This window comes from Psychrobacter sp. Arc9, from assembly GCF_041431295.1.
In the GTDB taxonomy this organism is placed as follows: Bacteria; Pseudomonadota; Gammaproteobacteria; order Pseudomonadales; family Moraxellaceae; genus Psychrobacter.
Genome location: NZ_JASMRK010000027.1, coordinates 13646 through 37620, shown reverse-complemented (window position 1 = coordinate 37620; position 23975 = coordinate 13646). Strand labels below are relative to the sequence as shown.

At 44.0% G+C, this 23975-nt stretch carries 19 protein-coding genes; 6 read left to right on the top strand and 13 right to left on the bottom strand.

Translation table 11 applies throughout. From position 1 onward, the window contains the following. The first annotated feature begins 293 nt into the window (after nucleotides 1-293). Complete coding sequence (locus QO187_RS11795; protein WP_102094297.1) at nucleotides 294-821, top strand: peroxiredoxin; 528 nt, start codon at nucleotides 294-296, stop codon at nucleotides 819-821. Nucleotides 822-1111: 290 nt separating this feature from the next. After that, nucleotides 1112-1603, top strand: coding sequence for a ribosomal protein S18-alanine N-acetyltransferase (gene rimI, locus QO187_RS11790; protein WP_228153218.1), 492 nt, complete (start codon nucleotides 1112-1114; stop codon nucleotides 1601-1603). Between the two features lie 79 nt (nucleotides 1604-1682). Here rimI and QO187_RS11785 read toward each other — a convergent pair whose 3' ends face one another. From QO187_RS11785 to trxB, 3 genes are read right to left on the bottom strand one after another with little or no spacing between them, the layout of a single operon-like run. Next, on the bottom strand, nucleotides 1683-2117 hold the full coding sequence (locus tag QO187_RS11785) for a MerR family transcriptional regulator (RefSeq protein WP_102094296.1): 435 nt from the start codon (nucleotides 2115-2117) through the stop codon (nucleotides 1683-1685). A 29-nt stretch (nucleotides 2118-2146) separates the two neighbouring features. Beyond that, a complete protein-coding gene (gene aat / locus QO187_RS11780; protein WP_102094295.1) occupies nucleotides 2147-2953 on the bottom strand; it encodes a leucyl/phenylalanyl-tRNA--protein transferase in 807 nt (268 codons plus the stop codon). Next, the gene (gene trxB / locus QO187_RS11775; protein ID WP_371548436.1) at nucleotides 2954-3976 is read right to left on the bottom strand and encodes a thioredoxin-disulfide reductase; all 1023 of its coding nucleotides are present in this window, start codon (nucleotides 3974-3976) and stop codon (nucleotides 2954-2956) included. A 547-nt stretch (nucleotides 3977-4523) separates the two neighbouring features. On the opposite strand from trxB, the gene QO187_RS11770 reads away from it, so the two are divergent. The 3 genes from QO187_RS11770 (at nucleotide 4524) to QO187_RS11760 (ending at nucleotide 9837) form a co-directional block, all read left to right on the top strand. Further along, entirely contained in the window at nucleotides 4524-7838 is a 3315-nt protein-coding gene (locus QO187_RS11770; protein ID WP_371548435.1) for a DNA translocase FtsK 4TM domain-containing protein, read from the top strand. 108 nt (nucleotides 7839-7946) lie between these two features. Next, nucleotides 7947-8228: a hypothetical protein gene (locus QO187_RS11765; RefSeq protein ID WP_102091108.1), complete on the top strand. Its 282-nt coding sequence runs from the start codon at nucleotides 7947-7949 to the stop codon at nucleotides 8226-8228. A 115-nt stretch (nucleotides 8229-8343) separates the two neighbouring features. Further along, nucleotides 8344-9837 carry an amidase gene (locus QO187_RS11760; RefSeq protein WP_102094294.1) on the top strand — a complete coding sequence of 498 codons (1494 nt, stop codon included), beginning with the start codon at nucleotides 8344-8346 and terminating at the stop codon, nucleotides 9835-9837. 31 nt (nucleotides 9838-9868) lie between these two features. Here QO187_RS11760 and QO187_RS11755 read toward each other — a convergent pair whose 3' ends face one another. The 8 genes from QO187_RS11755 to dapC all read right to left on the bottom strand — a co-directional run bounded on the left by QO187_RS11755 (nucleotide 9869) and on the right by dapC (nucleotide 19072). Then, complete coding sequence (locus QO187_RS11755; RefSeq protein WP_102094293.1) at nucleotides 9869-10759, bottom strand: class III extradiol ring-cleavage dioxygenase; 891 nt, start codon at nucleotides 10757-10759, stop codon at nucleotides 9869-9871. An 83-nt stretch (nucleotides 10760-10842) separates the two neighbouring features. After that, on the bottom strand, nucleotides 10843-11331 hold the full coding sequence (gene rlmH / locus QO187_RS11750; RefSeq protein ID WP_101204969.1) for a 23S rRNA (pseudouridine(1915)-N(3))-methyltransferase RlmH: 489 nt from the start codon (nucleotides 11329-11331) through the stop codon (nucleotides 10843-10845). Between the two features lie 85 nt (nucleotides 11332-11416). Continuing rightward, the gene (locus QO187_RS11745) at nucleotides 11417-11953 is read right to left on the bottom strand and encodes a DUF421 domain-containing protein (RefSeq protein WP_102094292.1); all 537 of its coding nucleotides are present in this window, start codon (nucleotides 11951-11953) and stop codon (nucleotides 11417-11419) included. Nucleotides 11954-12138: 185 nt separating this feature from the next. After that, nucleotides 12139-12624 (bottom strand): ABZJ_00895 family protein, encoded by a 486-nt coding sequence (locus tag QO187_RS11740; protein ID WP_102094291.1) that lies wholly within the window; start codon nucleotides 12622-12624, stop codon nucleotides 12139-12141. A 63-nt stretch (nucleotides 12625-12687) separates the two neighbouring features. Further along, nucleotides 12688-14730: a D-alanyl-D-alanine carboxypeptidase/D-alanyl-D-alanine-endopeptidase gene (locus QO187_RS11735; RefSeq protein WP_228153217.1), complete on the bottom strand. Its 2043-nt coding sequence runs from the start codon at nucleotides 14728-14730 to the stop codon at nucleotides 12688-12690. Nucleotides 14731-15053: 323 nt separating this feature from the next. After that, nucleotides 15054-15659 carry a 3'-5' exonuclease gene (locus tag QO187_RS11730; protein ID WP_185156644.1) on the bottom strand — a complete coding sequence of 202 codons (606 nt, stop codon included), beginning with the start codon at nucleotides 15657-15659 and terminating at the stop codon, nucleotides 15054-15056. Between the two features lie 80 nt (nucleotides 15660-15739). Beyond that, nucleotides 15740-17689 (bottom strand): DUF294 nucleotidyltransferase-like domain-containing protein, encoded by a 1950-nt coding sequence (locus tag QO187_RS11725; RefSeq protein WP_102094289.1) that lies wholly within the window; start codon nucleotides 17687-17689, stop codon nucleotides 15740-15742. 153 nt (nucleotides 17690-17842) lie between these two features. After that, on the bottom strand, nucleotides 17843-19072 hold the full coding sequence (gene dapC / locus QO187_RS11720) for a succinyldiaminopimelate transaminase (protein WP_102094288.1): 1230 nt from the start codon (nucleotides 19070-19072) through the stop codon (nucleotides 17843-17845). Between the two features lie 261 nt (nucleotides 19073-19333). Here dapC and QO187_RS11715 point away from each other — a divergent pair, with 261 nt between their 5' ends. Continuing rightward, nucleotides 19334-20005, top strand: a complete 672-nt coding sequence (locus QO187_RS11715; protein WP_102094287.1) for a hypothetical protein — start codon at nucleotides 19334-19336, stop codon at nucleotides 20003-20005. An 81-nt stretch (nucleotides 20006-20086) separates the two neighbouring features. On the opposite strand, the gene glnD is transcribed toward QO187_RS11715, so the two are convergent. After that, nucleotides 20087-22843, bottom strand: a complete 2757-nt coding sequence (glnD, locus tag QO187_RS11710; protein ID WP_102094286.1) for a [protein-PII] uridylyltransferase — start codon at nucleotides 22841-22843, stop codon at nucleotides 20087-20089. Nucleotides 22844-23082: 239 nt separating this feature from the next. Then, complete coding sequence (gene map / locus QO187_RS11705) at nucleotides 23083-23874, bottom strand: type I methionyl aminopeptidase (protein WP_371548431.1); 792 nt, start codon at nucleotides 23872-23874, stop codon at nucleotides 23083-23085. Nucleotides 23875-23975: the final 101 nt, after the last annotated feature.

Below are 23975 nucleotides of genomic sequence, written 5' to 3'. Positions count from 1 at the left end.
ACTTTGAGTTTAAAGTCTAGATTGTAACGCATAAAAATACCCCAAAAGTTGTGTCCAACTTATGGGGTTCAGTTCATATCTAGGGTGGCTTTTTTTATGGGGCGTGAATGAGGAGAAGGGGTTAAATACTAGGGTTTTTCTCTCATTTGAAAAAATAAATTCCAAAGCTATAAATTACAAGGACTGCTTCATATATAGTAGATTAAAGATTTGCTTATAGATAGCTATAACCCTTATTATATAATGGCAGGATTTTAAAAATAAAAACACAATAACTTAAATCGGAGTAAATAATGATTACCCATGTACCTGACGTGACTTTTAAGACTCGTGTTCGTGATGAATCTATCGACGGAGACAACCCATTTAAATGGTATGACTTAACCACAGATGAGTTATTTGCCAATAAAAAAGTGGTGGCTTTCTCTCTACCAGGTGCCTTTACGCCAACGTGTTCGATCAGCCATCTACCTCGTTATGAAGCGCTTTACGATGAATTTAAAGCATTAGGCGTAGACGAAATCGTTTGCATTTCTGTCAATGATGCCTTTGTCATGTACCAATGGGGCCTGAAGCAAAACCGTGAAAACGTTTTCTTGCTTCCTGACGGCAATGGTGAGTTCACTCGTAAAATGGGCATGCTGGTTGATAAGAGCAATCTTGGCTTTGGTATGCGTTCATGGCGATATTCGATGTATATCGATAATAAAGAAATCAAAAAAGTGTTTAAAGAAGCGGGTTTTGATGACAACTGTCCAACAGATCCATTTGAAGTATCAGATGCAGATACCATGTTAGAATATCTGAAAAGTAATGCTTAATCACAATTCTTAAGTGCATTGACGTTTGACTGGTATCATCAGGCGTCGATAAATACTTGAATGCTGAAGCTCAAATACTGTCGAACTGCTTAATCCTTAAGTATAAGGACTAAGCAGTTTTTTTATGTTTTCTACAAAAATTTTGGCAATATTAAAAGAAATACCTAAGATAGTGTTAAATATGAGGCGCGAAAGCGGGTATTTATGACATAAATAATGTCATTTCTGAGTAATTATAAAAATGACGATAAGATAGCATTTATTGCATAAGAAAAATAAAGGAAGAAGCGGTGTTTATTATAAAGAAATTAGCAATCAATACATCAGAGCGGCAACAAGCGCTTCAAGCCGTTGCAAATATCGAAGCGCTCGTACAGCCGCACGACACATGGACTGAGCAGACGTTGGCTGAGATGCTCGCGCAAGATAGTATGCATATGCTCATAGTTTATAAACAAGAAGATAAAGCCGATAATAATAAAGTCATTGGCTACTGCCTCTATCAAGTGATTTTTGAGCAAGCAGAGATTTTGCGTATTGGCACGCATCCTGATTATCAACGACAAGGCATTGCTTCACAAATTATTGATAAGTTGCATGAAGTATTGCAGAGTAATCAGGTGGAAAATTTGTTGTTAGAAGTACGAGCAGACAATCATGCTGCGATAGCGTTATATGAAAAGCAAGCATTTGCAGCCATTCATAGACGCAAAGGCTATTATAAGTCACCGAATCAGTCCGCAGTTGATGCACTCATTATGCAACATGTCTATGGTGAGTGAAGAGAGTAAATTCTCATTAGGAGTTATAAGCGTAGTTTCTTTAAAGATAAATTATTTATCTCAACCAACGTTATCGTGTTTAACTTGATGGTATTTTCTTCTTACAGATATTAGTATCTAATTGATAATTGCTGTCTGCTTTCATCCGTGCGAGAACATCTATACGCTCGCTCAATAACTCTACCATCACGCTTATATTGGCTTGCTGTTTTCTGACTTGTTCTAGCTTTTGCTGAGTCAGCATGAGCTGCAAATCAATATCCAATTGCCCATCATAGTAATCGTTTAAGCTGTTTTTAATTTCGGTAAGGGTGAAGCCAATAGCTTGTGCGCTTTTGATTAGCTCTATGCGTTCGATACATTCTGGATGAAATTCGGTATATAGGCGTGAGCCTGCCTGACGCTTGCGAGATTTTAGTAGGCCTAATTGCTCGTAATGGCGAACCGTATCTTTGGTCGTATTGGCTTTTGCTGCTAGCTCTCCAATCAATAGAAACGATGTATCAAGTGCCATAATAACCTCTTATTTTTTCGTTATGATAATCATAACTCTAGTTGCCACGGCGATTCGCTATCCAGTAAAGATACAGCTAACGGTTTATGAGAGTGCTTTTGCCATAGCGCAGACTGGCTGCCTATCAGGTTGTCTAACTGAGTCAAAAAGTCAGTACGCGGTAAAGTAGTGGCACCTAAGCTCATCAAATGATCGTTCGGTAGCTGACAGTCGACGAGTGCGACATTACTTTGTTCACATAAGCGCATCAGACCCCAAAACGCTAGCTTTGACGCATTAGATGCTCGATGAAACATTGATTCACCAAAATAGATGCCGTTTATTTTTAACCCGTATAATCCGCCAATCAGTTGACCTGCTTCGTCCCAAACTTCAATGCTATGAGCAAAGCCTTGCGCATGCAATTTGGTATAAGCTTCGATCATCTCATCATGAATCCAAGTATGCTCGCCTTCAGGCTGATTGTCATTAAGGCTATCGCTACGTGGTAAGCTACAGGAATGTATGACATCGTCAAAAGCTTGATTAAGCGTCACTTGCCAACGTTCGCGATTTGCTTGCTTACGTAGAGACTTACTCGGTTGATAGGCAGATGGGATGATCACACAACGCGGCTCGGGACACCACCAAGCAATAGGCTCATCTTCGTTAGACCAAGGAAACAGCCCTTGAGCATAGGCTGATATCAGCGTTTCGGGTGCCAGATCACCGCCCATAGCGACGATGCCAATGCCATCAGGATCGATAGAAATGGGATCAGGAAAGTCATAACGCCCAAGACTTTTTAAAGTCTCAGGCGTGATGTGTTTATCGTGCTGTTGAGTAAAGTTGCCCATTTAGGCTTCTTTATCTGCAGTTAAGGTTGAATCGTAAGTGTGATCACGAGCGACGGTTTCGCCCAGTGCATCCAAGTACTTTTCAGCATCCAGCGCAGCCATACAGCCTGTACCAGCAGAAGTGATGGCTTGACGGTAGACGTGATCGGCTACGTCACCTGCGGCAAACACACCTTCGATACTGGTCTGAGTGGCATTACCATTCAAGCCACTATTAACGATCAGGTAGCCATCCTTCATGTCTAATTGACCTTTGAACAAGTCAGTATTTGGCTTATGACCAATAGCAACAAACATACCCATTGTATCTAGTTCTTTGGTGCTGCCATCAATCATAGATTCGATGACGACACCATTGACGCCCATGTCATCACCGACCACTTCTTTCACTTGGTGGTTCCATTCGATTTTGACATTGCCATTTTTGGCTTTTTCAAACAGCTTGTCTTGCAAGATTTTTTCAGAGCGTAAGCTGTCACGGCGATGCACTAAGGTCACTTCAGACGCAATATTAGATAAGTACAAAGCTTCTTCAACCGCTGTATTACCACCACCAATCACCGCAACTTTTTGGTTTTTATAAAAGAAACCATCACAAGTGGCGCAGGCTGATACACCAAGCCCTCTGAACTTAGTCTCTGATTCTAGTCCCAAGTACTGTGCAGAGGCACCAGTTGAGATAATGAGCGCATCACAAGTATAGCTACCGTTGTTACCTGTCAATTGAAAAGGACGCTCGTTTAGGTTTACTTCGTTGATATGATCGTAGACCAGCTCAGTGCCGAAACGTTCAGCGTGCGCTTTCATCCGTTCCATCAATGCAGGACCTGTCAAATCATGCGCATCGCCAGGCCAGTTGTCGACTTCGGTAGTGGTGGTTAATTGTCCACCGACTTCCATGCCAGTAACCATAACTGGCTTGAGGTTGGCGCGCGCTGCATAGACTGCGGCAGAGTAGCCAGCAGGGCCTGAGCCTAAAATAATGAGCTTTTCGTGACGTGGAGCAGTAGTGTCAGTTGCCATGAGTTGTTCCTTGCTAAATATACGAATTAAAAATGTAAGTTATAAATATAATAAAAGAGGAATATCAAAAATGACTACGAATATGCTTCTTCTAATTGCTGTGTGATAATAACATAAGGGCACAGCGCACAAAGTGCAAGTTTGCTAAAACAAACACAGGTATCATTAGAATCAAAGAATAAATAACTTTGGAACATAAGTGCGAAAACAAAGACTATTTTATAGAATTTAGGCAATACAGTTAGCCATATGTTGCCACTCGTGTTTCGCTAACCAGCTGTTTTCTTACGTAAAGTGTCTACTGATTTACTTTCTTACACGCTTTCTTGATAAGACTGTCGCCACTGCACCTATGTATTTGTTATTATAAGAAGTTATGCCAAGTGTAGTAGGAGCCAAGCGATAACGGTTGTTTCAAGGCTCTATGATCGGCACATGCCAAACAAACACTTCGCTCGGTACATTTATGTCAACACTTTATGTCAGCATGATTAGGCTTAGTCATGCATTGGCGACCATTTAGTATTAATAACAAGGCAGATCTTACGTGATATCAGCACCGCTTATTGAGTATTTAAAAAAGGGAATGTTTACCCTCCTTGGGTTAATACTGGCCGTTTATCTGTTTGTCATTTTGATGACTTATACAGGCAACGATCCTAGCTGGTCGCACATCAGTAGTGACATGACCACGATTAATAACATGGGCGGCGAGGCAGGTGCATGGTTATCCGATTTGCTTTATAGCTTTTTTGGGTTTGGTGCTTGGTGGTTTTTGGCATTTGTGGTTTATGAATCTATCTTGATTTGGTGGGAAAACAAGCCAACGTTTTGGCTCATGCGATTGGTCGCTTATGTGTTTTTGCTATTAAGTGCTAGCGCATTATTTGCACAATTGGTCTCTTTAGTCCAACAAGTCACGAACCCTGACGCAATCGGTCTCGAAGGTGTCGCTGGTGGTATTATCGGGCTAGAATTACAGGCGCGTTTGGCACAGCTGCTATCGCAGTGGGGGAGTGTGGTTTTCTTAGCAGTATTCGTTGTGATTACTGCTACGTTTGCCTTTAATATCCATTGGATGACGATATATCAAAAGGTTCGTGCACTGTCGTGGCTTGGTTCAGGTGTAAAAAGTCAGGATGCTATCAACGCTACTGAACCGAGCATTGCATCACAAGATGATAGCCAGAAATTAGATAAATCGGTAGATAAAAAAGTAGAGCATGAGCAGCTGCCACTTGAGTTACAGTCTGCGGAAAATACTAGCGGTGCTCAAGACGTCAGCAGTAGTGGACGTTTCGGTAGTGTATTGTCAGACTTTTTGGCAACATCAGGATTGGCAGATAGTGTCAAAGCCTCTGTCATCGCAGCGAAAGCAGCGGCAACACCTAGTAATGTCAAAAATGAGCAGGCAAATACCGATATAGGCTCGATTAATAACTCTACTGACAATACGGTTAATAGTACAGTCCAGCCATTAGTTTCAAACTTGACCGCACCTGTTGCTCGCAAAGTTGAGCCAAGCTTTGCGTGGAATGATGCCAGTACGGTCGATGACTTACTAGCAAGTGAGCAGATGGCTTACAGTGCTAATGGCATGAGCAGTTCCGCTATGCCTGTACCCAACTATTCCCAAACGGGTACTAGTGCCACAGCATCGTTAGAGAAAGCAGTACCTGCTACTGTAGTAACTACCACGACGGAATCAGTTGATGAGTCAGTGCACAGCGATTTGGCCAGTCAGCCAGTCGTTGAACCTGCTGATCCTAAAATCTCTACGACATATGAGACTGCGGAAGTAGATAAGTTGGCAGAAGCATGGTTGGCAGAGCATGCTGATATACCAGAACCTACAGAATCTGTTGTAGAAAAGTATGAAGACTCTAAGCCTGTTCAGGAAACCGTAGCAGCTGAGCTAATCGTACCAGAGAAGACTCCAGAACCTATCGTAGAAGAGCCTATTAGCTTTGCACAGGATTTAACCAATCAGCAGTCTGATATGCCTGCAGAGTTGCCACAGACTAATAAGGCGTCAATAGTCTCTGAGCCTGAAGTCGCTCCGGTAACAGTAGAGACTCAGCCTGCATTGTCAGATGTTTCAGACATGACACCAACTAATACGCCTCCTGCCAATCCAAAAGCAGCGCCAACGGTGGAAGTGACTAGCCCAGTCTCAAATGTACAGCCTGAGCCGAAAGCGTCCGTGCAACCATCTGTTAGCTTTGCTGTCCCAGAGGGCGATAGTAGCAACCATATCACTGATATGATGCCAGAGGATGACAGTGATGACGACACCAATGTACCGGTCATGCCGCACATTAGTGATGACGCAGCCTTCAGTCAAAAGTCGCGCTCGATGCAAACGGCAGCTTATCGCAGCAGCCTGACGCCTATTCCAGAAGTGTCTATATTGGATAAGCCTGATCCTGACCGCAAGCCTAGCTACACTGTGGCTGAGCTTGAAAAACTGTCTGAGTTGTTAGAAATTAAGCTACAAGAATTTAATGTAAAGGCTTCTGTGGTTAATGCTATTCCTGGCCCTGTTGTCACCCGTTTTGAAGTAGAGCTGGCTGCTGGGGTGAAGGCTAGTAAAGTCACAGGTATCTCGCGTGATTTAGCGCGTTCACTATCGATGGCATCTTTGCGTGTGGTAGAAGTGATTCCAGGCAAGCCTTACATCGGTATCGAAGTACCTAACAAGAAACGTGAAATGGTACGCTTGATTGAACTGCTCAATACCGAAACGTTCAAAGATCCTAAAGCGCAGATTAGCATGGCGATGGGCAAAGACATCGGTGGTAACCCAATCATTACCGACCTTGCGCGTGCGCCGCATATGCTAGTCGCTGGTACCACAGGCTCTGGTAAATCAGTATTGGTCAACTCGATGCTACTATCGATGCTACTTAAATATACACCCAATGAGCTACGTCTTATCTTGATTGATCCAAAGCAGCTTGAGCTTGCTAACTATAATGATATTCCGCATTTGCTAACGCCAGTAGTCACCGATATGACGGAAGCGGCTAGTAGCTTGTCATGGTGTGTGGCCGAGATGGAACGTCGCTATCAGCTAATGAGCTTGCTAAAGGTTCGTAAGCTCAATGAGTTTAATAAGAAGGTCATCGCGGCGGAGAAATCAGGCAATCCAATGCTCGATCCTCTATGGCGACCGAATGACAGCGTAAGTATTAGCCAAGCACCCAAGTTAAAAACCTTACCCATGATTGTCATTGTCGCGGATGAGTTCGCCGATATGATTATGCAGGTCGGTAAACAAGCCGAAGAGCTCATCACACGTTTGGCGCAAAAATCGCGTGCTGCAGGTATTCATTTAATGCTAGCGACTCAGCGTCCGTCCGTCGATGTCATTACAGGTTTGATTAAAGCCAACATCCCAGTGCGTGCAGCACTACGAGTCAACTCAAAAGTCGATTCACGTACGATTTTGGATAGTGGCGGTGCTGAGGATATGCTAGGTAACGGCGATATGTTGTTCTTAGGGCCAGGGCAAATTGAGCCAGATCGTGTGCATGGTGCTTATGTCAGTGACGAAGAAGTTAACCGTGTCTGTGACGCTTGGCGTGAGCGCGGCGCCCCTGATTATATTGACAATATGGCAGGCAATTTTGAATTGTCTAGCCCGGGCGGTGGTAGTACAGCCAATGCTTCTGGTGAAGATGATGATTTATATAATGATGCCGTGGCCTTTATCATGGAAACACGTAAAGTGTCTGCCTCAAGCATTCAGCGTAAATTCAGCATCGGCTACAACCGTGCAGCGCGTATTGTCGATTCTATGGAAGAAGCTGGATTGGTCAGCTCTATGGGCAAAAGTGGTAAGCGTGAACTATTGATGTAGATAAATACTATCCTTAAAAACTGGTTTTAATTAGTTATCTTTAATTGTTCATATTAGAATAAGTATCAAAAGTATTAACTGCACCTGCTGAATATATAGGAAGGTTTTATGAAGAAATTGGTATCCATTATTATCATTATGTCTTTAGGTATCTACGATATAGCGTTTGCTGATACGTTCCAAAAGCATATGTACTGCTCTAAGCCTAGTAAGCCCTACAATTTTACATCCGAAGCCCAGTACAATAGGTTTGTCGATGACGTTAATAAATATCAAATTTGTATTAACGACTTTGTTGAAGAACAAAACCAGGGAATTAAAAATCATCAAAAATCTATAAACAATGCAATTGAAGAGTGGAATAGGTTTGTTCAGTTCGAATTGAAATAAATTTTTGAATAATAGAAAAGTCGAGCAAAGTTGTTTGACTTTTTTTATGTGTAACTATAATTAAGAATGTAAAATTTAATCTTATTAAACACTATCAAACTAGGGAAGGTTAGTTATGTTTAAAGAATATACTCAGTATGATGGTCTCGCCTTAGCAGCATTGGTCAACTCAGGTGAGGTCAGTGCAAAGGAATTGCTAGACGCTGCTGTCCATCAAGCCAATCAAATCAACCCTAAGCTAAATGCCATTGTGCATCGATTTGATGAGCGTGCTTACAATGCTGCGCAGGCGGGTTTGCCTTCAGGTGTATTTACTGGCGTGCCGTATTTGCTAAAAGATTTATCATTTAGCTTCGCCGACGAGCCGATTACGATGGGCAGTCGCAGTGTCAATATTATTTCAGAAAAAGACAGTGAAATCGTCAAACGGATGAAAGCGACAGGCGTTAATACTTTTGGCAAGACTAATACTCCTGAGTTTGGTTTGATTATCACCACTGAGCCAAAAGCGCATGGTGCTACTCATAATCCTTTTAAAAAAGGCTACAGCTCTGGCGGCTCGTCAGGAGGTAGTGCAGCAGCAGTTGCGAGCGGTATTGTCCCGATGGCAGGCGGCGGTGATGGTGGCGGCTCCATACGTTTCCCATCTGCTTGGTGCGGTACGTTTGGGTTAAAGCCAAGCCGTGGACGTAATCCAATGGGCCCTAATCTTGGTGAAGGCTGGGAGGGGGCCGTGGCTGACCATGTGATTACGCGCTCAGTGCGCGATAGTGCAGCGATGCTAGATGCAACTAGTGGAGCAGAGATTGGCGCCCCTTACATTATAGCTCCGCCAAACGGCACCTTTCTGCAAGCGGCAATGCGTGCACCGCGAAAGCTAAAAATCGCTTTGCATCAGCAGCCTTTGATAGCCAATACGACAGTGGACAAAGAGGTGCTGGCGGTACTTGATCAAACGGCTAAGCAATTAGAGTCTATGGGTCATGAAGTAGTACCAGCCGAGCCAAACATCAATATCGAGCAGTTTTGGCATGACTTTATCGTTGTGGTCTGCGCGCATACGGCTTTTACGATTGATAATATCGAGCGTGAGTTTGGTACTGACCACATCAAAAACCTAGAGCCACAAACTTATAATATGGCACTGCTTGGGCGTTCGCTATCAGCGGTTGATTTGGCACATGCCAAACATGGCTGGCATTATAGCCAGTATCAGACGGGGCTATTACTAGAAGACTACGATATGATTTTGTGCCCGACTGTGCCCACGCCTGCGGTAAAGCATGGTGTACTACCGCCTAGCCGTATGGATGAGATGATGATGCGTAGCGCCGAGGTGCTTAACAAGGGCTTTAATATGGGTAGATATGCCTTTAGCTCAGGCATGATTGAAAAGCTCAGTGCACCTGTATTAGGTAAGATGGGCTTTACGTTATTGGGTAATGTTACAGGATTACCCGCGATGTCAGTACCCCTTGGTATGAGTAAAGAAGGCTTACCGATTGGTATGCAATTAATCGGGCGCATGAATGATGAAGCGACATTATTCAGCGTGGCGGGCGAGATGGAGCGTGCAGGTTTATTTACCAAACACGCTTTTGAGAAGTAGGATTGAGATCTATGGTTTGGATTGATAGCACTCAATCAAAGCGGTAAATATCCATACCCAAACTATGATGAGCCATACTTTGATGAACGACAGAGACACGCTGACCAGTACCTAGTGCAAAAAACAGTGGTAGCAAGTGCTCATCACTTGGATGAATGTCCTTGTAGTCTGGGTACTGCTGCCAATCGAGCGCCGTGGGAATGTCTATTTTGAGCTGCTGCAACAACCATTGCTTAAACGTTTTGGCTGCTTGATCGATGCTGTCGGCTTCCCAACGCAATGCTTGTAAATTGTGCGTAATGTTACCTGAGCCAATGACGAGGATTTGCTCATCACGCAGATGTGCCAACTGCGCGCCTAACTGATAGCAGGCGATACTGTCATAATGCTGCGGCAGTGATATCTGTACGATAGGCACATCGGCTTCTGGGTACAGATGTCTGAGCGGCGCCCACACACCATGGTCACAGGCACGTACTGGATTGACACTACAAGTAATGCCACGTGCGGTCAGCTGCTGTGTAAGTGTCTCAGCCAGTGCTGGCTGACCTATAGCAGGATACTGAATGTCGTAAAGTTCAGGCGAAAATCCTGAAAAATCATGCCACGTCTTTGGCTGTGGATTACTACTAATCTCTAGCTTTGCTGACTGCCAATGCGCTGACATAATGACGATGGCACGTGGCTTAGGTAAGTTTTGACCGATACGTGCCAGTGCACTGGTCGTCGCAGACTGCTCAATTGCAAGCGTAGGCGCGCCATGCGAGATAAAGAGCGCTGGTAGCTTAGATGTATTCGTCGCTACATCAGACGTATTTTCCCATGCGGCAGCCGCTGTGATAGGCGTCTGCACACTATGATGGTCATCACGTTGATGAGAGGGCTTAGAGGCGTTGGGTGTCGCACATTTTGGATATTTCATGTTGCATTTATTAGGGCGTGCGCCAGTATTTCAATCTATTTTAGGGTTGATGTTTTGAATCAAAAAATAGATTAGTATTTTATTTAATTACCACGGTGATAAGGGTGGTTATTGTTGATACTCATCGCGCGATACAATTGTTCCATAAGTACGACGCGTACTAGCGGATGTGGCAATGTCAGTGCTGATAGTGATAACTTTGCATCAGCCTTTGCCAATACTTCTGGCGAGACACCATCTGCACCGCCGATGACCAAGGCAATATCATCGCCTTGCAGCATGCCATCAGAGAGCTTATCAGCCAGTCCTTCTGTCGAAATCATCTTGCCTTTGACATCTAATACCCACAATTGCTCTCGGCTTGATGCATTATGAGCGGCTAATATAGCCTGACCTTCCTGCTCACGGTACTGTGCCAAATTAGCATCTGAAGGGTTTTTTGCCCGCTTGGCTGCCGCAATTTCGACAATTTCTGTGCTTAGCATCGGTTGAATGCGTTTGTAATACTCGTCAAAACCCGTCTGTACCCAGCTAGGCATTTTATTGCCAACGGTCAAAATCCTTACTTTCATAATGCTTACCATCTCGATAATTGAATTCACGCTTACTAGGGCGTGCTCTTAATAGTTGTATCGCTCGTTCTTCATTGTCTGCAATTTACATCAGAGGGTTAATCGTCTCTGATACGTTGCTACTTGCGCTTTGATCGTCCGCTTGGCTTGGCTTTGGAATGACAGTCAATTTTGCATCAGACTCAAAAACAATAGCTTCGACATCATCAAAACTATTAATCCCTTCAGAACGCATGGCACATTCGATTTCTTGACGCGTCAAACGCTCATCACGCATGGCATCTGGCAAAAATTGCCCTTGATAAAAAACGATACGCGGCTCTGATAAAATAAAGTTACTAAATTGCGGTGAAACAGACGCATATTTGGTAACCACAAATTGCAATAGGTACAATACTAAAATAGAAGACACCCCTTCAACAAAGGGAATGTCTTTGAGCAAAATCGTACTGGCACCCAACGAGCCGATCATGACCGTAACGATCCAATCGAAGTTGTTGAGCTGTGACGTTGAGCGTTTGCCAGAGACTTTGGTGACTGTCACGATCAACACGTAAACCATAACAGTCGTCAAAACAATACGACCAAGCTTGTCTATGTTATCAAAAAAGATCATGTCCATAATGTTCGCTCCTATTATAAAGGTAAAACAAGTCATCGCTAAAATACTACTTACTAGGGCGCATCTTACTTTGTCTCATTTTTAATACTATTCTTAAAATAATGACACGCCCTAAACTTAGCCTAACGGATTTTACGCATTAGCAGGGGAAAACTTTGTAGCACCTTGTAGATGATGGTTTGTACTTACGTTGATTTGCGTATAGGGTCTAATAATCGATTGATAGACCATAGACTGATTCGCGCACTGACTAGAGTGAGAACCAGCATTAGCATTAGTGATGAAAGCAGGGGCAGTGGACGCTGCATCGCCATCTCAAACAATACCTCACGGCTTATCGTATCAAACAGCCAAAACCAGATGGCTGAAAAATAAATGACAGTCAGCATCCAGACAGTCACAACCCCACCTAACATCAATTTATTAATCTCATCTCGCGCTAATGCTCGCTTCTGATGTTTGATAAATTTACTGACAGCGATATAAGCACCCACGATAATAGAAACCACCATGACCAATTGTGGATTGAGCGCAAGCTTGGTCTGTATCATCATAAATATGGTACTGGCAAGCGTGTATCCAATCGCAAAAAAACCAATATATCGAGCCAGTTTAGGCTGCACTTGTGTAAGCGTCTGAGGTTTGTTGAGACTGGTTGTCTGGCGTAACATAAGCTAACCTTTATAAAGGTAAAAAATAGAGTATGGATGATACAACGTCTTAAAGCGTTAAAATCAGCGCTGTGCCGTCCAGTCGAGCATGGCATCTAACACAGGATGCGCTGCATAAGGATTTAATGCTTGATTAGTATTAATTATACCAACGACAACGTAATCCTGTCCTGACAGTCCTTTGACATAACCTGCCATTGAAGTGACGTTATTTAACGTGCCAGTTTTTATCCATGCGCGGCCAGTGGCTGTTGATTCAGGCAAGCGATCGCTATGGGCGGCAATAGTACCACTAACCCCAGCGACCCCTAACGAGTCGACATAGGCTTCGAAATTTGGTCGACTATAAGCGTAAGTCAGTAGCTCGCTTAGGTTGGCGGCAGTGATAGTACACTCACGGCAGAGTCCTGAGCCATTGGTCAAGTGAGGCGGTGGTGTACTGAGATTGGTTTGCCACCATTGATTGATGGTTTGTAAGGCTGCTGGATAGTCTGTCGTAGCAGGTTTACCAAACTGATATAAGCTATCAGACTTTTTGCCACTAGATTTAACAGCCGCTACTTTGTTATCCATCTCGTTACTAGCACTGGCTTCATGACTGCTTGGACTAGTCGCAGTTGTACTAGAAGGTATTGAATGAGTCAGCCTTCCTTTATCGTAAGCGCCTATAGATAGCGCGACTTGCTCAGCCATGACATTGTTTGAGAAGTGGTTAATGTCATGAATCTGCTCGGTTAAATTCAACGACGGATAGCTGACCATAGGTAGAGGAGACATCGCGATAGCCGTAAGGCCGTGCGCTCGTTTTGTCGTCTTGGTCATATCGTAAGGGGTTTCTTGTGAGATGACCTGCCCACTCAAAGTATTCCCCAACGCTTGCCATTTGGCAGCGATGACGTGTGCGGCAAACTCTTTGGCATTAGGATATGCCACGTAAAAGACATGCTCACCGCAGCTCTCTGGCAGACTGGCATTTAATACGAGCTGCGTGTTTTGCCACTGCGGCGCTAGGCTATAGCTTGCTTGCCCACAACTGGCTGCACGGGTATTGATTGTAGCAGGCAGCTGATAGTTGGCTAACCGCGGCTTATAGGTCACACTTGCTTGGCCATTATCTTGAGGGTAAGTTTTGATACCAATGGTGCTAAAGTTAACCAAAAACCCATCAGGGCTGGCGTTATAAGGGCGTAGAGGTGAGTTGTCAAAGGCGGCAGGATCTTTACTAACATTGTTAAAAACTGCGCTGTCGATGATGATGTCACCATCGATATGACGAATACCGGATGCTTGCACTTTATACAGTAACTGCTTTAAACGCTCGTGGGTCATTTTTGGGTCGCCACTACCTTGAATAATCAAGTCACCATGTAGACGGTTGCCGATGACAATACCTGTGTGATAAACCCGTGTATGCCACACAAAATCTGCCCCTAAAGTGTCCAAAGCGATAAAGCTAGGCACGAGTTTCATGGTGCTTGCAGGCGTACGAGGGATGTCAGACTGGTGATCTAGCAAAGGCGAAAATGAAATCTTTATAGAGGCTTTATTATTGCTCTCAGTATCTTGGGCCTTGGCATTCTGATCAAGCGTATGCTGAGGTTCGTCAGGAATAACCGTTGGAATGCTCTCTACGCTCTGATAAGTATAAGGGTCATCGGTATAGGTATGTATCTTTCGCTCGTGCTTCTCAATAGTGCGCTGCTCTATGGTAATTAAGACGTTCTGGTGGCTCGGGTCGCTGGTACTTGTATCCGTAGAGGCGTTCGTAACTGGATGCTCAGATACTATAGTAGTTGCAGATTGGCTGTCAGGTTCATCACTATCAATGACTTGAATAGGAGCAGGCAGACGGCTGGCAGTCTTGTCACCTACAGGTGTAATAACGATACTGATATCCGCTTCTGTCAAATCGGCACGTGCCAAGGCTTTTTGAATGGCTGCTGGTAACACGGCTTGAGCATGTATTGGCGCTACTATAACTGCTGCCAATAACGCTAACCTAGATAGACGTTTACTAGGTTGGTTCAGCGGTCGCAAATGACGACAAAGCGTATCAATTTTGGTTGCAGCAGTAGAGTAATGACGGCGTTTAGAAGGGTATCGCATGAGCATCTTTCATCAGGTGGCAAAAACAGCCTATGGTAACATGAGTTGCTGTTTTCGCGCACGATGCCAGCAGCACAATTTTAGGGCGTGTCATCAATCTGAACAATAAAATTTAAATGGGCTAAAAATGGCTAAATCTTTGCCAAACTGCGTCAAGTAGCTGGCTAATATCTCGATATTATCTGTACTCCTTTCCTTGTTTGACTACCATTTACTTCATTTTTATCACCATTTTCAAAATGAGGACACGCCCTAGCGATAATGACGCCCTTATTTAGATAACTAACGCTAACTATAGATTGAACTGAGAGCATGACTTGCTGCTAACGCACATGTAAAAAAGCCATCGCCGTCATAACAGCATCGTTATAAGCATCATGCGCGCCCAGTTCAGGAATATTGTAATGGGCTAATATGCGAGTCAGATGTTGGGCTTGGCCAGAAAGCCCTTGTGTGTGACCACTGATACGCCGACTGTACAGATGACGCAAATCTATGACTTCGTTTGGTAGCGGGGTTCCCATATAGCGTTTAACCAAAGGATTCAAAAAAGCCATGTCTAGCTGTGTACAGAATCCAACGATTGGTCGATTACCTATGAATGGTAGTAGTAGTGCCAACATGTCATCGTAACTCATGCCATGTTCAACGTCGGCGGTACGTAGGCCATGGATGACAATAGTGTCGCGGTCTGGCATTACAGGAGGACTGCAAACCAAATGCATACCATTACCTGTGTCGATGGTATTGCCATTAATATGTATCACTGCTACAGACAGCAGGTGATGCTTCTTGGGGTTCAGCCCTGTCATCTCGCAATCAATCGCCACCCACTGCTCAGCCGAAGGTGTCGTAAACATTGAGGCCAGCTCTGGACGCTGCAATTGCGTCTTTTGCCAAGCACAAGATAACTGCTGTAACCAGCTCATATTAATCGCTCATCTATATATTATTTTTGTATTTATAAAATTTCTCTATTTATGAAGTCTCTATATTAAGACTGCCACATTTATGCGATTTCTAGTTGATAGTGTTGACGCAACTGATTTTTAAAGCTTTTGACCACGGCCAGACACTCTTTGAGCAGGTCGCGTTCAAGTGCGGTCAAAGTCGTTGGATCTACTTGCCGTGCATGCTTATCGTCGGTTGAGAGGGCCACAGATAAGCGCTGCGCCATAAAAAACTCTAGCGCTTCTAGTAAAGTATCGGCACGTTCTTGAGTCATAGCATCAACCTGTACCAGAGCCTTTAAACGCGCCTTGGTACTAGGCACATCGAGCACATTGTTTTCTAATGCTAAAGTGCGGATACCATGAACCAAGGGAAAGATACCAGCTTTTTTTAGGTCAATATCGGATGATGCTGATTTACCACCTAGTAAAGGTACAAACTTCTGCCACCATTGATTAACATCGCCAAACTGTAGCGCTGCCCGTGCAAACTGCCTGACAAACATAGGATCTGCTTGTTGATGAGCAAGTTCTAAGTGCTGACGTACTTGTGTGAGCAGTGACTCATCGCCGCAGACGTATTCACCATCTAGTATCGCAGACAAGTAAATACCATGCATCGGGTCAGAGTTCCTAAACCATAGGCCAATTTGCGCAGTGAATTGCTTGAGCGGTTGTCGCCACATAGGATTGGTCATCATGATATTACCATCACACAGTGGGTAGCCAAGCGTTGCTAAATGGCTATTAAAAGTATCAGCGAACTGTGCTAGGTCAGGATGCGTATAGCCATCACGAATGATGAGCGCATTGTCTTGATCGGTACGCATGATTTGCTCACCGCGCCCTTCTGAACCCATAACGATTAGGCAAGTATTGGCCATCACTTCATCAGGTACGATTAGCTGCCATAGTTTGGTAAATACCTGCGCATTTAGCGTCTGTACCATACGACTGATATTGCCGATTTTGACACCATTATGATGCTGTGCACGAATATAGCGACCGATCAGCTCAACAGCAGTATCTAGGCTCGATAGATCTTGTGCCTGTTCGATTTGAATACTAATCAGCTGTGAGTGATGGCCAATGTGCGCGAGCATATCACTTTGCCCAAGCACACCGACGACATCGCCACTCTTATCAATGACTGGCAGCCTATGAATACGATAGCGAGTCATGGTCAGCAGCGCATCGCCAATCTCATCACTGGCTTTGATCGTACGTAGATTAAAATTTGCATAGCGCTGGCAAGGGGTGATAGCTGGATCTTGTCTGTCACTCACCGCGCGGCAGATATCAGTATCGGTCAAAATCCCTAAAAGTAATCTTGTCTCATGTTGCGCTGTTTGTGAGCCACTTAAGCCATGTAGCGGTTGGACCAGTACATGTTTTAATCCAGCTTTGGTCATGATGCGGGCCGCTTCGTACAAGCTGTCATTGGCATCGACGATATGCACTGGCAACAGATGAATATCTATCACTGGTTGTAGCATGATCTGCTGTACTTCTTGTTGGTTGGTGTAGCTGGCAGGCTCTAGCGTTCTATTATGACGTCGCTGGCGCAATGCTTTTAATCGTTCAGGCAACTTGTCTGATAGCATTTGGCGTACCAGATGATTTTGCGCGCTGATTTTATCGATAGCAGTGCCAGAGACTTGGAGCAGTAACGTTTCTTCATTGGCGCGGAATTGATAGGGCTGTATAGGTGTACTTTCATGCTCTAGCTGATTATCCTTGGTAAGTGATTCAGGTAGGCGGCGGCTATCAAACCAATCATTATTGTTCAGACCGTCAGCATGATTGCTACCTACATAGGACGCGACAAACTCACCATCTAGTGATTGCTCGATTTGCCCTTTGATGACCACATATAGACATTGCAGTTCTTCTGCAGGCAAGCTCTCGTTTTTGGCAAGGTAGCGTATTTGTGTGTTTTTTCTAATGCTTTGACGCTCGGCTAAGCTCAGTACGTCAAAGGGCGGTTGGCTAAAGTCAAGATGGGGCACGGCATCATCCTTGATGGCATATTTTCGGTAGAGACTTTACTATAGCATTAATAAAACAAAAAGCCTCCAATAACCCTATTTATATTGTGGTTATTGGAGGCTTTTTGCTACTGCGACATTTATTCCAGCTACATTAGATTTTTCTAATTAGCTTTAAGCACCTAACAATTGGCGGATACGACTGATTGCTTCTCGGCTCTCATCGACACTCGCGACCAGAGCGATACGCACATAACCTTGTCCAGGATTATGACCATCAACTTCACGTGACAAATAACGTCCTGCCAATGCATGAATATTGGCTTGCTCATACAGCGCTTTGACAAAGATTTCATCATCACCATCGAACTGCTCAGGCACTTTGACCCAAAAGTAAAACCCAGCATCAGGCATACGTAACTCTAGCAATTCCCCAAGCTCAGACATCCATAGGGCAAACTTTTCTTGGTATAGCGCGCGATTATGAGCGACGTGTTTTTCGTCTTGCCACGCAGCGATAGAGGCGAGCTGATGTGGTATCGGCATCGCACAACCTTGGTAAGTACGATATTGCAAATAAGCCTGCAAAATTTTGGCATCACCAGCCACAAATCCAGAGCGCAAACCCGGTAGGTTTGAACGTTTGGATAGAGAGTGGAACACGATACAGTTTTTGAAATCACGGCGACCAAGGGCCGCACAGGCTTGGAGCAATCCAATCGGAGCTGTATCAAAATACAGTTCGCTATAACACTCGTCACTGGCAATAATAAAACCGTACTGATCTGACAGACGAATGAGGTATTCCCAATCATCCATTGTCATGACCGCGCCTGTTGGATTGTTTGGGCTACAGACAAACAAGAGCTGTGTGCGCATCCAAACGTCTTTTGGTACCGCGCGATAGTCACCTTTGTAGTCATTATCTGATGTACAAGGGACAAAGTAAGGTGTTGCCTGTGCCAGTATCGCTGCGCCTTCATATATCTGATAAAACGGGTTGGGCATGACAACCGTAGGCGATGTGTTAGACGCTGGAGCATTGCTCTTTTTGTCAGCTACATCATGATCAACGACTGCTTGTACGAAGCTAAAAATCGCTTCACGCGTACCCATCACGGGTAATACTTGAGTATTGGCATCGACGTGATTTAGAAAAAACCGCTTCTCTAACCAGTGGGCGATGGTTTGGCGCAGCTCAAACATACCGTTTGTTGTTGGATAACGACTTATTTTGTCCAAGTTTTCGCGTAGGACGTCCAGCACAAATGCAGGAGGCTCATGTTTTGGCTCACCAATACCGAGCTTTATTTCACTGTAACCGTTGGCAGGCTTGCTATCGGCAAGCAAGGTTGCCATCTTTGCGAATGGATAAGGATGGAGATGCTTTAAGTTGTGATTCATAAGTGTGATAACTATAATAGACAATTAATAATAAAGTTATAAAGAAAATTTACATTAGAGCAGTGTAGCACTTCTCTAATTTTTTGTCCTTTTCTTCTTATATCGTGAATAGGTATTTACCAAGCGTAAGCTATTCATTGTATGACTACCAAATAGGTAGTCGCCAAAAAGTCTTTTGAACCTTTCATAATTTATAACCTATAACAAAATAAAGAATGACTACATCACAAACGTGGTAGATCGTTTTAAGGATAGTTTGATATGTCTAGTGTGCTAAATAATGATGATCTCATCGCTAAAGATATCAATGATGAAAAACTTGATAACAGTTTGCAGCGTTCTAACCTGTATAAGCTGCTCAAAGAGCGTGAACAGAGCTGGTGGCAAGCGCGCCAGCAACTGATCGAGCGTCAAGAAAAGAAAATGTTTTGGTATGGTGAAAACAGCCTAATTATGTGGCTGTTGTGGCAATTAGTCGGCTACGTGGTAGTGGCAATGGCCTTGATGCTGCTCAATAATATATTCGGTATCTCATTACCGCTATGGCAATACGTCTCTTTATTTGTGATACAGACCATATTTTTTGTCAGCGCACTTGCTGCTAAAGGCCAATTGGAAAACAAACTCCAGCGCAAAATAGACAACGACGAGCTAATGCGCGAAGAGGCGCTCAATGAGATGATTATTCTGGCAGAGGATAGCCTATATCCTGATGTACATGCCAAGTCGCCTATCTCTTTGGAAGCGTTAGATGATTATCTAGACGGACAGTTTCACCTAGCAAGCTTGCAATGCCTGCTACAAAAAGAAGTCGATGCTGGACGATTAATCATGGAGCAGCAGCCACCTGAAGTAGGTGTTTTGCCGCCAGATCTTGCTGACGATGAATTGAACGAACATGCTAGCGAGATAACTTATAGAAGTACGTTATAAAACGTACTTCTATGATGACTATCAGACTACTTTTGCTAGTTAATATTCAAAATAATGGCTAACCAAAACTATCTAGCCGTATCAAAAATATATTACGCTATTATGCTCTTTCTGAACGGTAAGACTGGCTAATAGCGCTTCCTTTAATGCTTCCAGTCTATCAGGTGAGAGTGGCTTATCGTTTTGATCACTGATATAAAACATATCCTCAGCACGCTCACCTAGAGTAGTAATACGCGCAGCATGTACTTCGATTTGCTCTTGCAAGAAAACTTGCCCAACTCGCGCCAATAGCCCTGGCTGATCAAGCGTTTCTAAGCTCATGATGTGCTGGCCTGATGCTTCATTGAACTCAAAGTTAATCACCGTTTTCACTTCAAAGTGTCTTAATTGACGCGGCATACGCTTGTTCGTCAGTTTAAGTACAGTAGGGTCTTTGAACGAATCAATTAAGCGTTGTTTTAGCTCTTGTTGGCTCTCCTCATCGACCAGCAATGTGCCACTAGGATCTAGCAATACATAAGAATCCAAAGCAAAGTCACGGGTCGCTGTGATAATACGTGCATCTAAAACATCAAGATTCATCTGATCAAACACTGCCATGGTAACGGCAAATAGGTTCATCTGATCTTGGGTATAAACAAATACCTGTACTGCATCAAGTGCCAATTCGCGATGTTCACGCAAAACGACCAACGGTGGACTATCAGCATTAGAGGCCAATCCAATCGGTGGGTGATTCAAAATAGCTTCAGTATGCCATAAGATATCTTCTGCAATTTCTCGCAAGAAATACTCATCGCCCAAGTCATCCCATAGACGCAATACTTCATCGCGATTCATATGTTGGTTGTTGACATTATCTAGCATCGTCAACGCTTGCTTGCGTGTGGCACTAATCATATCTTGACGATTAGTGGGCGCATCGATATCAGCGCGCAAGATGCGCCGAGTTTGTGAGTATAGCTGTTTCATGAGGGTTGCCCGCCAGCTATTCCATAGCTGTGGGTTGGTCGCATTCATATCAGCCACCGTCAGTACATACAGATGGTTTAGATGAGTCACGTTACCGATGAGATCAGAGAAAATAGTCACCACTTCAGGGTCTGAGATATCTTTTTTCTGTGCAGTAATCGACATAAGAAGGTGATAGCGCGTGAGCCAGCCTACTAAGTTCGCATCCGCCAAGCTCATACCATGCGATAAACAAAACTCAATCGATTCAGTTTGACCAAGCTCACTATGGTCACCGCCACGGCCTTTAGCAATATCATGGAACATCGCTGCCAGTACCAAAATCTCTTTACGCTCGATACGCTGAAAGATAGAGCTGACTAGCGGAAAATCTTCTTGAAAGGCTGGATCTGTAAATCGATGCAAGATTCTAATCAAAAACAAGGTATGCGCATCTACTGTATAACGATGGAACAAGTCATATTGCATGAGGCCAGTAACTTGCGCAAAAGCAGGAATGTAGTTACCTAATACTCCATAGCGATTCATGGTACGTAGACGATGAAACAAGTAGTTCTGTTCTTTTAGATTCGATAAAAACAACGCTTTGTGAGTAGGATTGTCTCTATATATCTGATCGATGCCGCGTGCGGCAATTTTGAGTGCGCGCAAAGTATGGGTACGAACTTTGTCGATGCCGTGCTGACCCATCAATAAAAACATCTCTAAGATAGACTCTGGGTGCTGTGCAAACACTCGATGATGCGCAATGGCAATCTGGTTGCCAATACGATTGAATCGCGCATTTATAGGCTGTTTTTTTGGACGTTCATCGTCAGGCAGCTGCGGCTCTATGATCGTTTCATAATAATGATTGGTCAGCATCTCAGACAGTGTTGATATCTGCATCGCACAGCGATAATAGTCGCGCATAAACCGTTCGACCGCAGCATTAGGCTGGTCATCAGGCTGGGTCTCGTAGCCCATTAGCTGAGCGATCTCACGCTGATAATCAAACAACAGCTTGTTTTCATTACGGCCAGTCAGTACATGTAAGTAATGACGAATTTGCCATAAGTAGCCTTCTGCAAAACTTAACTCATCAAATTCTTTTTCGGTCAAAAAGTTCTGTTGAACTAAATCATATAGCTTGCTCACGCGAAAATAACGCTTAGTGACCCAGCCGATGATATGGATATCACGTAGCCCACCTGGCGCTGTTTTGATATTGGGCTCAAGGTTGTACTCGGTGGCATTGTGCTGCAAGTAACGCGCTTTGGACTCTTCCATTTTTACATCAAAAAATGCGCGCGGAGACCACTGTTTATTGACGATTTGAGCGGGCATGTCTTGCAATGCTTCATTACCAATTAGGAGTCGAGCCTCTAGCTGAGCACTGGCAATCGTATGATCAAGCGCGGCCTCTAGCGCATCATTGACACTACGTACAGAGAGCGCAGGCTCTAGTCCTATATCCCATAGTAGAGCGACCAGTTTGTCAATTTTACTACTGGCATCAGCACCTATTTCACCAGGAGACAGTAGCAAAATATCGATGTCTGAATAAAGCGATAGCTCACCGCGCCCGTAACCACCAGTCGCAAAAAACGCCAAATCAGTCTTATCCAACTCAAACCATTTGAATAATGCAATCAATAGGCTGTCGATAGCGCAAGCACGTGCTGCAACCAGTTGGCGAATATTAGTACCACGTTCTAGTGAGCGGCTGATATCGTCGTTGATTTGTGCCAACCATTCAGGAATGCCAAGTAGATTCTTGTCTGTCACATTTTTGGCTGACAGTGGGGATGAGTCTGTCGCCACCTCACTTGGTAGTATCGGTAAAGGCGTCAAATCAACAGAGGCGATATCACAATTAAACATGAGTGTTATCCAGTTAAGAGTTTAGAAATAGAACGTTTGAGCTGAGCGCTATTGGGCATCTAATATGACGATGGCTAATAAAAGTCACGAATAGCATGTATCAATAAAAGTGCTGATAAATATATCAATAGAAGTTATCAGGTCATCTGAGTATAAAGACAAAGCGCCTATAAGCACAATACTCAATATGCCCTAATTAAAGACCAAAAAAAAGACCGCCTAAGCGATCTTTGATTGTACTACTGCGTCAAAAAACTTAAATCTTCTTCGGGGCGAGTGGTAAATACCTCACAGCCATTGTCTGTTACGACCATGGTGTGCTCCCATTGAGCAGACAATTTACGGTCTTTAGTAATCGCCGTCCACTCATCAGGTAAAATCTTAGTCTGCCACGTGCCTTGGTTAATCATAGGCTCGATGGTAAACGTCATGCCTGTTTTTAGCTCAAAACCAGTGCCTTTTTTGCCATAGTGCATGACTTGTGGCTCGTGGTGGAATTCATCACTGATACCATGACCACAGAACTCGCGAACGATACTAAAGCGCTCAGGCTCGACAACGGCCTGAATAGCAGCGCCAACATCACCTAGGCGTGCACCGTTCTTGACCACGCTCATACCTGCGTAAAGGGCATCTTGCGCCACTTTGCAAATACGCTGTGCCATGATAGAGCCGTTGCCGACGATCCACATTTTTGAGGTATCGCCATAGTAACCGTCTTTGATAACAGTCACATCGATGTTGATAATATCCCCATCTTTTAGCAGCTTGCTTTCAGTTGGGATACCGTGACAGACAACATGGTTGACTGAGGTACAGATAGATTTTGGAAAACCATTATAGTTAAGTGGGGCAGGGATAGCCTGCTGCACATTAACAATATAGTCATGGGCGATCTGATTGAGTGCTTCGGTACTGACGCCCACTTTGACATGCTCGTCGAGCATGACAAGGACATCACTAGCGAGTTTACCGGCCACACGCATTTTTTCTATGGCTTCTGGAGACTGGATAAGGGATTTTTTAGTCATCATCGTATATCTTATAATTATGGGTTCATTGTGGATAGATTATACCATAAACGTACTAGTGACACTTTTACGTTAAGTGATAGTGTACCTATCATTATCAT